Annotated in this window: 14 protein-coding genes; 3 read left to right on the forward strand and 11 right to left on the reverse strand. The window is 33.5% G+C overall.

Translation table 11 applies throughout. From position 1 onward, the window contains the following. Positions 1-199: 199 nt before the first annotated feature. Both Q0871_RS03485 and Q0871_RS03490 read left to right on the forward strand, forming a co-directional pair. Positions 200-988 (forward strand): DUF547 domain-containing protein, encoded by a 789-nt coding sequence (locus tag Q0871_RS03485; RefSeq protein ID WP_299317903.1) that lies wholly within the window; start codon positions 200-202, stop codon positions 986-988. Positions 989-1,116: 128 nt separating this feature from the next. Continuing rightward, positions 1,117-3,360, forward strand: coding sequence for an MMPL family transporter (locus Q0871_RS03490; protein ID WP_299317905.1), 2,244 nt, complete (start codon positions 1,117-1,119; stop codon positions 3,358-3,360). Positions 3,361-3,705: 345 nt separating this feature from the next. Here the strand turns inward: Q0871_RS03490 and Q0871_RS03495 are convergent, their stop codons facing one another. From Q0871_RS03495 to Q0871_RS03505, 3 genes are all read right to left on the reverse strand, one after another. After that, positions 3,706-4,983 carry a hypothetical protein gene (locus tag Q0871_RS03495; protein ID WP_299317908.1) on the reverse strand — a complete coding sequence of 426 codons (1,278 nt, stop codon included), beginning with the start codon at positions 4,981-4,983 and terminating at the stop codon, positions 3,706-3,708. Between the two features lie 131 nt (positions 4,984-5,114). Then, positions 5,115-5,873 carry a DUF4331 family protein gene (locus tag Q0871_RS03500; RefSeq protein ID WP_299317910.1) on the reverse strand — a complete coding sequence of 253 codons (759 nt, stop codon included), beginning with the start codon at positions 5,871-5,873 and terminating at the stop codon, positions 5,115-5,117. Between the two features lie 24 nt (positions 5,874-5,897). Continuing rightward, a complete protein-coding gene (locus Q0871_RS03505) occupies positions 5,898-6,608 on the reverse strand; it encodes a DUF4331 family protein (RefSeq protein WP_299317912.1) in 711 nt (236 codons plus the stop codon). A gap of 203 nt (positions 6,609-6,811) precedes the next feature. Between Q0871_RS03505 and Q0871_RS03510 the strand changes: the two genes are divergently transcribed. Continuing rightward, positions 6,812-8,017, forward strand: a complete 1,206-nt coding sequence (locus Q0871_RS03510; protein ID WP_299317914.1) for an LETM1-related biofilm-associated protein — start codon at positions 6,812-6,814, stop codon at positions 8,015-8,017. Positions 8,018-8,041: 24 nt separating this feature from the next. On the opposite strand, the gene Q0871_RS03515 is transcribed toward Q0871_RS03510, so the two are convergent. The 8 genes from Q0871_RS03515 to Q0871_RS03550 all read right to left on the reverse strand — a co-directional run bounded on the left by Q0871_RS03515 (position 8,042) and on the right by Q0871_RS03550 (position 12,412). Then, positions 8,042-8,806 (reverse strand): LytTR family DNA-binding domain-containing protein, encoded by a 765-nt coding sequence (locus Q0871_RS03515; protein ID WP_299317917.1) that lies wholly within the window; start codon positions 8,804-8,806, stop codon positions 8,042-8,044. A 34-nt stretch (positions 8,807-8,840) separates the two neighbouring features. Next, positions 8,841-9,206, reverse strand: a complete 366-nt coding sequence (locus tag Q0871_RS03520; protein WP_299317919.1) for a 2TM domain-containing protein — start codon at positions 9,204-9,206, stop codon at positions 8,841-8,843. A gap of 1 nt (position 9,207) precedes the next feature. Then, entirely contained in the window at positions 9,208-9,546 is a 339-nt protein-coding gene (locus tag Q0871_RS03525; RefSeq protein ID WP_299317921.1) for a 2TM domain-containing protein, read from the reverse strand. Position 9,547: 1 nt separating this feature from the next. Further along, positions 9,548-9,886 (reverse strand): 2TM domain-containing protein, encoded by a 339-nt coding sequence (locus Q0871_RS03530; RefSeq protein ID WP_299317924.1) that lies wholly within the window; start codon positions 9,884-9,886, stop codon positions 9,548-9,550. Further along, entirely contained in the window at positions 9,877-10,167 is a 291-nt protein-coding gene (locus Q0871_RS03535) for a 2TM domain-containing protein (RefSeq protein WP_299317926.1), read from the reverse strand. Before Q0871_RS03535 ends, Q0871_RS03530 begins: the two co-directional genes overlap by 10 nt. 18 nt (positions 10,168-10,185) lie before the next feature. Further along, positions 10,186-10,470, reverse strand: a complete 285-nt coding sequence (locus Q0871_RS03540) for a 2TM domain-containing protein (RefSeq protein ID WP_363323219.1) — start codon at positions 10,468-10,470, stop codon at positions 10,186-10,188. Between the two features lie 144 nt (positions 10,471-10,614). Further along, entirely contained in the window at positions 10,615-11,067 is a 453-nt protein-coding gene (locus Q0871_RS03545; protein WP_299317928.1) for a pyridoxamine 5'-phosphate oxidase family protein, read from the reverse strand. A gap of 22 nt (positions 11,068-11,089) precedes the next feature. After that, the gene (locus tag Q0871_RS03550) at positions 11,090-12,412 is read right to left on the reverse strand and encodes a 2TM domain-containing protein (RefSeq protein ID WP_299317931.1); all 1,323 of its coding nucleotides are present in this window, start codon (positions 12,410-12,412) and stop codon (positions 11,090-11,092) included. Positions 12,413-13,267: the final 855 nt, after the last annotated feature.

The following is a 13,267-nucleotide window of genomic DNA, read 5'->3' on the forward strand; positions in this document are numbered from 1 at the left end:
CATATTGATTAAAAAGTAAAACAATACCTAAATAGTATCTAGTTTTACGCCTTACTTACGCAAATTGAGAAAAATAGTTTTAAAACCACCTTAAAACTTTTAAAAAAAATTACTGTAATCTATTAAATAAATATTCGACCAAGCTTGCACGAACCTTTAGACTATAATTACGTAGTTATAGGTAACCTAAAATAGTACTATGAAACTTAAATTTTATTTTCTTCTTACGTTATTTGCTTTATCCTGTACAGCAAAAACCAATCTTCAGGCACAAGCAGAAGCTGAAACCAAAACAGATTTTAACGAATTATCCGAATCGTTTTTACAACGAATAATAGATGAAAAAGATACTCAAGAAATACAAGATATTTTAGCAAACACTTCTATTGAAGAATTAGATAACGCACTAGATACTAATGATAAGCGATTGGCTTTTTGGCTGAACATTTACAATGGTTACATTCAAGTGATTTTACAGAAAAATCCGGAATTGTATAATGATCGTGGTAGTTTCTTCAAATTAGAGCAGATAAAAATTGCTGGTGAAATGGTCTCATTTGCTAAAATAGAACATGGTATTATTAGAAAATCGCAATGGGAATATGGCTTAGGTTATATACGCAAGTGGTTTCCAGGTAAATTTGAACGTAAATTGAGAGTAAACAAGCCTGTTTTTAATGTACATTTTGCCCTTAATTGTGGCGCTAAAGATTGTCCGCCAGTGGCTATTTACGAATGGGAACGTTTACAAGAACAATTACAAAAAGGTACCAAAAGACTTCTAGAGAAAACCAGTGAATTCGATAACGAAACAAATGTGGTTAAAGTTACTTCGTTATTCAGTTGGTTTAGAGGCGATTTTGGTGGAAAAGGTGGTATTAAGAAAATTCTAAAAGAAAACGAAATTATACCATCTACTAAAGGTGTGGATATTGAATATACCAATTACGACTGGACAATATATCTCGATAATTTTATTGAACTATAATTTGAACATCACATTTAAGAGCGAAAGATATTTTTTATTGAAATTTACTTCGCTCTTAATTGTTTCTTTTTACCACGATTACAATGTAGAGTGGTAAATTTGCAACCGAAATAGATTTTATATATTCTATGAAGGTTAACTTTGGCTTTCTCAAAAAGCTTTTCATTGTTCTGTTTGTCCTGTTAGGCGTATTAGCTGCTTCTAAGTTGGATGAGCTACAGTTTTCTTTCGATTTTAGTCAGTTTTTCCCTGAAGAAGATCCTGATCTAGCCTTTTATGACAAATATGTAGAAGAGTTTGGTACTGATGACAATTTTCTACTGATTGCCGTAAAGAACAAGCCAGATGTATTACAACAAGATTTTCTAAAGAGTTTTCAAGCATTTTCTGAAGAGAGTAAAACTTTCGAATATGTTTTAGAAAGTAGTTCTTTAACCTCACTCTCTTACCCGCTTAAAACTTCTTTTGGTTATACCACTTTACCTATCATTCATATTGACGACCCCTCCCAATACCAAAAAGATTGGAAAAAAATTGAAGAGGATTCCCTTTTTATAAATGTACTTGTTGATGAAAAAAGAACCTCTTTGGTGTTGGCTCTACAGACCGAAGATAACTTAGATTACAAGCAATCTGAACTTCTTTTAAACAGCATAAGAACCTCTCTAAAAGAACATAATTTACCCGATTACCATATTTTAGGTAGAGCCTTCTTTTATGAAGCTATTGTTGAAATGCAGAAGAGCGAAGTACTTACAACCACTATAGTAGCTTCTATTTTAGTTTTTATAATTCTTTTGCTGGTATACAGAAGTATGCCCGTGGTTTTAATTTCTGTTTTTTCTATAGCAATGTCGCTCTTACTGTTTATGGGGCTATTGGGTTGGCTAGGTAAAGAACTCAATGCCATGGCTGCATTCTACCCAGTACTTATGCTAATTGTGGGTACTTCTGACGTTATACACCTTACGGATAGTTACATTAGAAAACTACAAACAGGTATACCACGATATAAAGCTATTAAATCTTCGTTAAGAGAAGTAGGCATGACTACCTTGCTTACCTCAATAACTACTGCAGTTGGTTTTGTAACCTTGCTTTCATCTCGATTGGTTAGTATTCAAGAATTCGGAATAAACGCTGCTATCGGCGTTCTTGTAGCTTACATAACGGTTATTTTCTTAACAGGTTCGTTACTGGTAAGTATACCTGAAAAATCATTGATCGGTCGCAAAAGTATCTCTGAGAATTGGGTAAAATACCTTTTAAAATTAAATACGTTCACCAAAAACAACCCTAAGTCCATCATATTTGGCACTGTTGTTTTCACTGCCCTTTGTGTGTTAGGTATTTACATGGTACAAACCAATCAAGAATTAAAGAACACGTTACCCGCTGAAAGTAAAATAGCAAAAGATTTCGATTACTTTCAAAGTAATTTTTCAGGATTCAGACCTTTAGAAATTGCCGTTATGAGTACTGAAGGAAACAAAGTGACGGATTTTAAAGTTGCCCAAGAAATTGAAAAACTACTTACGTATTTAAAAACATTTAAAAGTATTGGTAATGTGCAGTCTGCCAATCTACCGTATAAAATATTCAATAAAGCGAACAACTTAAATAGCGCTGCATATTTTACCCTACCTAGCGATGAGAAAACGTTTTTAAAGTATCAAAAAGATGCCCGTAAATTTGGTCGTAAACAATTAGCTAAGTTTATAAATGCAGATGAAAGTATTGCCCGTATCAATGGTAGACTGCAAGATATTGGTACTGATAAGCTTAAAGTGGTTTACAGCGATATAGATAACTTTGCTAAAACGCAATTAGACACTTCTCTTGTTGCCATAAAGGTGACCGGTAAAAGTATTTTACTCGACAAAAACTCTGAATATATTAGAAGTAGTTTGTTAGAAGGACTCCTTTACGGATTACTATTGATCGGAGTAATCATGGCTTTTGTCTTTCGTGACATTAAAATCTTTCTAATATCACTAGTACCAAATGTACTACCTATACTATTTGCCGGTGGTATGTTAGGTTTCTTAGGCATACCATTAGAAGCCTCACTTTCTGTAGTTTTTGCTATCGTCTTTGGTATTGCCGTTGATGATACCATTCACTTCTTAGGAAAATATAAACTAGGTATTAGCCAAGGATTGGATAAAGAGGCCGCACTTGAAAAAACATTTGCACAAACCGGTAGAGCACTGGTTATTACGACCATTATCCTCTTCTTCGGATTTATGGTGATGTTATTTTCTATACATCAACCTAGTGTTACCATAGGGTTGATTATAAGTGTAACCTTGGTAACAGCATTGATACTAGATCTGCTATTACTACCGGTATTACTAAGAAAATTGATTTAGTTAGCCTTATTGGTACGGTCTAATGTTTTTTGTAAAGACCTGTAGGCAAATATTGTTTTGCCAACCATTAAAATCATTAAGCTAATCCATAATGTAAAGAGTAGGTATTCCATAACACTAATTGGTTTACTTGGTTACTATTTTTAGTTCACTTATTTAAGATGCTGGGGCATTTTAAATGTATTTGGTCGATAAATATATGCATTTCATCTATGCGCCTGTTAAAAAAAACCAAATTTTCGATGAAATGCGTAATAATAACAACGCCACGACTTTACATCGTGACGTTGAAAAAAAACAATCCAACCTAAAACAAACATGAAATGAATATAATTGGGCAATCAATTACAAATCATGGACTTGCTTTTCCATACCAGGACCTAATTCATAAATGGTCCCAATTAATTCTCCTTTTAATTCTTTAACTCTTTCATCTTTTCCATTCGCTTTATATACTTCAGCAGCTTGGAACAATAATGCAGGTTCAAATGTTTTGCCATATACGTAGGTGTTCATAATTTCCATTGCTTTCTCTTTGTCTCCGTTCTTTAGAAGACTATACCCCAACCAGCTATAAGATTCTGGCGTTGGTCTATTGTCTACTTCTCTCTGTGCCAAAATCAAAGCACTATCATACTGTTTTGTTTCGCCTATATACAAGCCTAAGTTATATGCATTGTACATATCACCATATGCTGTATTTTTTACTCTCGTGAAGTACTCATCTAAGTTTTTGGTTCTTACCAAATCATCGCCTATATAATCTGCTATTTCAGCTTTTAACAAGAAATAATCTGGAGCATTATATGTTTTGGTCACGGAATCTAGAATTCGGATTGCTTCAGCAGCATTTTTATCGTTTGAAAATACAATCCATGCAATTCCCTTTTTAGCATATGCATTATTATTATCTATCTCTAATGCCTTTATATATTGCTGGTATGAATCTTCTATTCTACCTGCATGACCATAGTAATCACCCAAATTGGTATAGCTCCACAGCATTAAGTCTTTATTCTTTGCCAACTCGGCTTTAGTTCTAGCCTTCTCCATAAAACTTATGGTGGTGTTTAAATCGCCTTTATAATCGTTCCATTTTGCCAAACGGATCATATAACCGAAATCTGACATGTTCTTAAGGCTATCTAAATAGCTTTCTGCCAGTTGGTAATTACCTAATTCCATATGCACATCAAAGTACAAGCTTTGTGTTTCACTTTTATCACCGCCAATTGCAGCTGCAGAATCTGCCAATTTCAATGCTTCTTTAAAGCGATGTTGAGAGATATAATTTCTGGCTAAAGACCTGTAAAATCCAGGCTTTCCAATATTTGCTATTTCAACAGCTTTCTTTAAACTCTTTTCTGCCTTCTTTAAAAACTCAATATCTCCGGTTTGTTTAAAGTATCTATTGTACTCCCCGCCTACTACACCAAAACTGGTAAGCTGCATACTATCTGGTCTTATTTTAGAATTCCAGAGATCAAAATATTTTGATGTTGTTTTAATCTCGTTGGAGACTAAAAATTTGTTGTAATCTTTTTTATGTGCAATTGCGTCCTGATTTTTGGTGCCACATGATGATACCAGTATCACTACTATTAACAGCTTCAATAATTTCATAAGGTTGTTTTTTTGTGGATCGTTTAAAATAAGGGGAGTTTTTCAACTCCCCTTCCCCTTCTCTTTCATAAACAATTTAGGGTTGTGCCTGTCTTATCTATCCTATCAATAGATAAGGTGAAAGCAACTTCTTATTCTGGTGCTCCCAAGTATGGGAACGTAGTACCAACAGTAGCGGTTTGCCCAACGCCATCTGAGGTTAATCTTGGTAAATCTGCAACACCATCACCATCGGTATCTTGACCGCTAAATCTAATACCATCAGCACCACCAAATAATAATATCAATGAAACATCGATAACATCGTCTTGAGGAGTTCTTCCTGTAAGACCAATTACTGCTGGGTCATTTAAAACATTACCATCCATATCAACATCTTCTCCAGGTAAAAAATATGTAGTCGGTAAGTTTGGAGCTACTTCTAAAACATCGGCAGCTAAATAACCTGTTAATGTTGGTGCATCTAAACCTAAAATGTTGTTCTCATAATTTACGGCAGCTGGATCAGCTCCTAATATATTTGCATATACATCATGATATGCTTCTAACCTTGCTTCAAAATCTGCTTGAAAAGTAGCTGCCATTTCTGAAGGAATAGACACGTTATGAGCATCTTTAATAGTACCATCTGCACTTAATACGGTGTTGATACCCGGTCTACCCATAAAATCAACTTGTGCATAAGTTCCTGTGAAATCTGGCGCCATTGCCTCTTCACATGGTGTACAAGAGCCACCACAATCTACTCCGGTTTCATCTCCGTTCATAATACCATCGTCACATGTTTCTGTAACAACTATTGGTGTATTGTCATCATCATCACTACAGGAAACCAAGGCTACCACTGCTAAAAGAGACAAAAACGTATATTTTATATTTTTATATTTCATCGTTATATTTTTATAAGGTTATAATTATTGTTTAACGTTTGTTGTTACCCAAGTTTTGTATACTTCTAAACCAAGTGCATTCTGACCTGTTGTACTACCTAAAAGACTATTAGGCAACTCTACTACTATAGACATTGTATTTGCACCATCGAAAGTATCAACAGCGGTATCATCATCGTCGTCCGTAGAATTTGGATCACCAGCTGGTTTAAAACCTAAAGGGGCCGTACCGCCAATAACTTCATTGAATTGAAAGAAATCAAAGAAAAAAGCATCTTGTCTTGGACCTGCAAATAAAGAAACTCCGTTTGCCGTAGTTTCTACAATAGCAGTTTCAGCAGAAATGTCTACCGATCCTAATGGAGCGTCTACCATTATAGCACCATTTAATCCTGTTTCGCTTGGTGCAACTGGACCAAAGAAATACATTTTACCATCTCTAGGTATTGCCTGTATTACTAAATCTTCTACCAAATCATTATTGGTATCAATATTAATTTCTAATAATACATTTTCATCGAATGTACCATAAGCCAGATCTGGTAATACATTAGATTGAAGGTCTACTGCGAATACAGTATTGTCTGAACCTTCTGTAGGTTCAAAAGCATAAAAATCGGCAATGTCTGCCGAGGTTCCCATAGCACCTGGTGCATCAATATGATCTGCTGCCACTAAAAGAACTCCTACTAAGGCTAATGCCCCAAGTCCCATAAATAATTTTGATTTTTTCATTATCTCTTTTTTTTAGATTAGAATCACCCCTACTTACGCAGCAAAAAAGAGAAGGTTCATTTTTCCTTAAAAAAAATTAAATTTTATTTTTAAGGATAAAATGGGAACTATCAATAAAAACAGTATTACAGACCAGAAGCAACTATTTATAAATTAGTATGAAGTAATAATTAGCTAACTTTGCAGTCTTAAATAATTAAGATATGAACCCGTCTTCCTCTGGTTGGATCGAGAAATATGGTTCGGTTGTTCAAAAACACCAAGACGCTTTCCCCACCTTTGAAGCTTTGTATGATACGCTTAAAAAAAGCGGGTTCGTATATGGGCTAAATTCTAGTATACCAGAGTTCATTGAATTGGAGCATACTTTATCTGAAGATGAAAAGGCGAAAATAAATTTACTACACGCACTGTTCTTTACCTATAGAATTAAGGGTGGTAATGACTATAGTACTTTTATAGAAGAGGTATTTAAGTTTTATGAAATACTGAATATTAGCCGTGCAGGTTTTTTTGATAAATGGTTTACTGGAAGTAAAACATCTGCCAAGCTTGAAAAACTAATGACTTCAAGAATTTATATTGAAGACAATATTATCAGTAAAACTTTTAATAGCCTTATTACCAACTCCCTCCTATTTATAGATGTTTTGCTTTTTAAGCATTATTTAAATAAACATTCTGCTTTAATAGAAAAGGCAGCAGAAATCGAATATTTAGCTATAAATATTACCTATGACGCTCTTAGCTCAAAAGAAATTGATAGAAACGACAATAAACTTTCTCAGTTATTGGCTTCTTCGTTAACCTATATTAATTGTGCCGAGAGCAGTTTTGATGGTTCTTATCGAGAACGACTTTTATTAAATAAAGAGAATTGGGAGAATCGCTATCTGTTAGATATGGCTTGCCTTACGGTTTGGGAAGATCACTCTTTAGATTACACGGAATCTGATTTTATTTTCGGAATAGGAAAAGACTTAGGATTCGATAGAACTGTTATCTCAACTTCAATTACCGATGTTACCGAGTTCTTTAAACTCAATTTTGATGTTATACCCTATTTAAAGGAGAAGAACCTAGCACAACAGTTTTACGACAGTATGGGTAAAATTGTAAAGAAGCTGATTCTACGCAATAGTAAACGCCTGCTTAAAGAGCTTTCCCAAAGTGCAGAGCTAGTAGGTCTGTTATCAAAATCTACGGTCAGGGATTTAAGTAATGAAGAAAAGAAAAAAGTACAGAATCAACTTTTAGATATTTTTAAAAGTATTCCGTCTTTAGCTATATTCATATTACCTGGCGGAGCTATTTTACTTCCAATATTTATTAAATTGATACCCAAGCTATTACCATCGGCATTTGATGAAAACAGAATTGATGAGGAAGAAGACCTGTATCGTAAATAGCTTATTATCAGACTAATAATTATTCTACTCTAACCAAAGCTTAAAGTCTTTCACCTTTTCTCTACTCACTATAATTTCGTGATCAGGATTGTTCTTTAGCTTGATCTGTAATCTAGAATTGGTGTATGAAACAATGTCTTTTATGTGATCTATATTTACAAAGAATTTTCTACTTACCCTAAAAAATACCTGTGGTTTAAGTTCTTCTTCTAGCTGTTCTAAAGTAGTATCTAACAAATAATTGCGACCATCTTTCGTAGCCGCATAAGTACCTTTGTTTTCACTGTAAAAACATTCTACATCTTCTGCGTTTATGATTTTCAAATGCTGACCGACCTTGGCGGTAAAACGTTTTTTATATTCTCGCTCAAGCGGATTAACCAATAGCTTTTTAATATCTTCAAAATCTAAAGCAATTTTACTTGGCTCATTGGCAGATTTAAACAGCTTTCTATATTTTGCAACTGCCTGCTCTAAATCTTCATCGTCTATAGGTTTTAATATATAATCGATACTATTCAATTTAAATGCTTTAAGGGCGTACTCATCAAAAGCAGTAGTGAATATAATGGCGCTGTGTACTTCTATAACATCGAAAATCTCGAATGAGAGTCCGTCAGAAAGTTGAATGTCCAAGAAGATTAAATCTGGGTGTTCGTTGTTCTGAAACCAATCTATAGCCTCTTCCACAGAATGTAGCATTGTAGAAACAGTTAAGTCTAAACTTTCTAACATTCTACCTAACCTGCGTGCTGCCGGTTTTTCATCTTCAATTATAATGGTCTTCATGGTCTGGTTTTATGGTTTAATAGAATTGTATGCTTTAATCGTTATATGAATTTATGTGCTTTTGAATTTCACGTTCTTCCCATCTCTTCATGTACCCTGAGATATTGCTAAAAACAATAATTCCATGAATTGCCAATATAATCCCCCAAACAATGGTGGTACCGTAGACATTCCAGTTTATCCAATCTAAAAACTCAGGATTACCGAATGCGTCTTTACTTACCAAAATGAAAACGAACTTATGCCTTAAGAAGTACAAAATGATATTTATTATTAGAAAAACCAATACGTGATTATAGAAGCGCTTTATACTCGCCACTTTTTCTTTTGCTCTTTCATACTTAGAAAACCTACTGTCCTCTCCATTAAAAAGATGATCGTTTGCTCGTTCAGTTTCCATACTATCTAAATTTTTCAAATTCACGTTTATCTTCCTCCATATATTTGCTTATTTGGCGAGCTTCCCAGTCTTTACCTAAAAACGGATTGTAATCAAAGACTTTGACTGCGTGAAAAAGCAAGCCCATTCCCCAGAAAAAGGGCGTTATAAATGTGCCAAAATTCACCAATGCATCATATAAAGATTCCCCTTCATATATTCTTATCATCACATTTGTTACAACTATAATAATGTTTGCCAAAATGTATAAGGAAAAATGCAAATAAAAACCCTTTAAATCTTTAACCTTCTTTTCTGCATTTGCTAATGCATCTGACTCATCTACGATTGATGTTTCCATATTATCTAAATTTTTCAGCATCTCTTTCGTCTTGTTCTACATATTTACTGATCTGGCGCTGTTCCCAATCTTTACTAAAGAAAGGATTATAACCAAATACTTTGGCGGCATGAAATGCCAAACCTATTCCCCAGAAAAATGGAGTAGAAAAAGTGCCGATGTTAAATAAAGCCTCTGAAAATGAAGCCCCACCAGACATTATTCCCATTATCGTAATAGTCATAAGAAATAAATTTACGAGTACGTAAACAAGTAAGTGAATATAAAACCCCTTTATATCTTTGACCTTCTTTTGGGCTCTTAATAATTTATCTGATTGTTCAAATTCGTTTAGCTCCATCTTCTTGTATTTTCTTCTTGTTGTAAAAACTCTTGTAACTTTCTTTCTTCCCAGTCTCTGCCCGTAAACGGATTCAAGTTAAAGATTTTATTTGCTTTAAAAAATAAGCTAATACTTAAACCGAATACTACCCAAAGAAACCAAGCATTCCTCCATTCATTAAAATAATAATTGATTGTCGCTACAATTATAATGGTTACAATAGCCGACGCTACTTTTCTATAAAATTTTCTAATTTCTTCAACTCTTGCTTTTGCTCTTGTATATTTTGTGTTTTCCATGATCTTTAGTCTTTTAGGTTATGATTCTTGCATGAATTCTTTGATCTTTCTTTCTTCCCAATTCTTACCGAATAATGGGTTATTTCCAAAGGCATAAAGCCCGTTCATTAATAGACCGAATCCCCAACCAAGTGCCGGAAAAATGAACCAAAGAAAACTTGTTGTATTATAATTGATATATGCCAAAAATGGTATGACGATACAGTAGGCCAATAAATTACCGTAAAAACCTTTTATAGCTTGTACTTTTTCTTTTGCCTTTTCATACTTATAATTTCTGTCGGTTGTGAAGTTTGATTCCATCTTTTTAAAGTTTTAGGTGATTACTGTATTATTTCTATACTTCAAATTTCGGCAGATCATACCGGTTTTGAAAAAATGAAATACCCAGTTGTAATTTTTTACGACTGAATTGTAGAAAGCATGTTCTTAGACTATTTAAAGACCTTAAAATCCGTAGTTTTTCTTTGCGTTGGCAATCTGTTCCTCTTCTGTAGTTTCGGGAAACAGTACGTATTTAGGAGCAATTATTGGCTTAGCACTGGTAACACTAATCTTGGTTATTGAACTAAAAGGGAATTTGCCTTCGGTTAGCATCAACAACACATTTTCCATCTTTTCATAGTCTATTGCAGCTGCTGTTATAATTTTAGCCTCCCCTTTAAGTTGAAAGCCTTTTTGCTTTAAAATGTCTATAAAGCTGATACAGACATTTTTATTCGCTCTAACATTTTTAACCGTTTGTGGCGACGCTATATTTGCTACTATAATCATATCATCTCCAAAACAACTGAATATTTCTTTGGGAGACACATTGGGTATGTTATCGGCAGAAGATGTTGCCAACCAGCATAATACACTATCGCATATTGCTGCTTTTATCTCTTTTGTTAGCTTCAAAGTGTTTCTTTTTAAAATTTAATCAGAAATTCTCTCGCTCCATGAATTCCTTTATTTTTCTTTCTTCCCAGCCTTTACCAAATAACGGATTATAACCATATGCTTTTAATCCATGAGCAATTAAACCAATACCCCAACCCATAGCAGGGAAAATAACCCAAACAAAACTGGTGGTCGTAAAATTTATATAGGCAAGAACAGGTATAACAATACAATAAGAAGTAAGGTTACCATAGAATCCTTTTATAAGTTCTACCCTTTCTTTTGCCTTCTCATAGCGCTTGGCGCTTATATGAGAGTCTTGTGTTTCTCTAAAAGAAATTTCATTCATAAGCATAGGTAAACGCACTTTAAATTCTTTAGCAGTCTTAAAAATCTGCATTTCCTTTTTGGTAAGAATGGCATAACGCTGACGAATGTTCTGCAGCCCCACGCCACTGCTCTTTTTAACTACTTGTTTTTCTTGTAAATTGTTGACCACGTACAAGTATCCGTCTTCTTCATATATTCTAATATGTAGTGGTTTTGAAGAGGTTACAACATTGTGCTTCACCGCATTCTCTAATAACAATTGTAGGGATAATGGTACTATTTTCGCCTCAGAATCCAGTGCCTGATCAGGGATTTCAAATACAATACTATCTTCAAAACGCATTTTTAGAAGACGCACATAGGTTCTTGCAAACTTTAGTTCTTCGTCAACAGAAATAAGATTTTTACTCTTCTGCTCCAAAACGTACCTATATACCTTTGATAGCGAAGTAGTAAATTTTTGCGCCTGAAGAGGATCTTCTTCTATAAGGCTGGTCAACACATTTAAGCTATTAAAAAGAAAGTGAGGGTCTAACTGATTCTTTAGAGCATCGAATTTTGCAGATGCTGAACCTGCTATTATTTTTTGTTCTTTTACTTTGGTATCTTGTAAGGCTTTATAGAAGTAGAAAGCGTGTAAAAACAATGAAACAACAAGGGTAACTAATAACACATAGAAGTAATATTGTATCCTTTCTCCGGCTACGTACTGTTCAAAACTTTTACCAAATATATAGATTTCAGTAAACGCACGTACAGCACCAAACGCCAATACAGTAAGTACAATAGAGCCAGCGGCACCGTACCATAACCGTTTTTGCGTTTCATTCTCCCATGTATACTTTTGAGAGATATAGTCGCTGAAATACATATTAACCATAGATAGCACAAATGAATACAGCAAGGCTATACCAGTAAATTGTAATTCGCCATATAATGTTATGCTTTCCCAATCAGATAGAAGCAACCGAACAAGTTCCATAACCAAGGCTATGATTATTGCTGTCCTTACTACCTTTAAAAAACTACTCATGTTTGTAAGCTTAAAATTGATTGCTTTCTAATTTTTAAAATTAGGGATTTACTTTTAGAAGTCTATTTATTTCTATACTTGCCCTAATAAAAGCAAACATGAAACTTTTTCTACTCAATAAATAAAAATATATTCTGAATTGTACTATCTAGTAGCTGAACTGTATTTTAGGCTAACTGAAACTAGTGTTATCTAATTGATATAGAATCTTCTTGATCATTAAAAATTTATAAAAGATATATATAACATATGTTTTATATATTCTATATTGGAGGTATATATAACATTAATGTTATATATACTATTGTTGTAACCAATTTAAAATTAGACTTTTAACATTTATGAAAAATCATATTAAACCTTAATGCCTATAACAATTTTACCATTATACTTTTCCCATTTTATGTTATTGTTTTATGGTGCTACTTTAATTATTGGGATTATCGTAATTCTTAAAACAATAAAACTGTATAAGTCAAAAACCATAAAAGGTATTGACCTGTTTGTAGGACTAATAATTTCACTTACTTTATTCGGATTTCTTAATTCGCTTTTCCCTAGAGAGACTAATGGATTGGTTCTTTCTATGTTTGTATCTCTGATCATGGTGTTCATTCCTTTTGTTATTTATCTTTTAGCATATAACAGTAAAAAAGATAATTTTATATCTAAAGTCTTATTAATAAGTATAGCCTGTACATTTACAGTTATAATTTGTTTCTTATTATTAACTAGCATATTAATAGTAGTTGCCGAATAAAACTGGTTACAACAAAACCTCCTATGAAAAGCCTTAGTCCAGTTTCTTAAAGTTAATTAATATTTTCTTTTTTGCCTTAAACCACCTTTTTTTCT

The organism is uncultured Maribacter sp. (assembly GCF_947500985.1).
Classification (GTDB): Bacteria; Bacteroidota; Bacteroidia; order Flavobacteriales; family Flavobacteriaceae; genus Maribacter.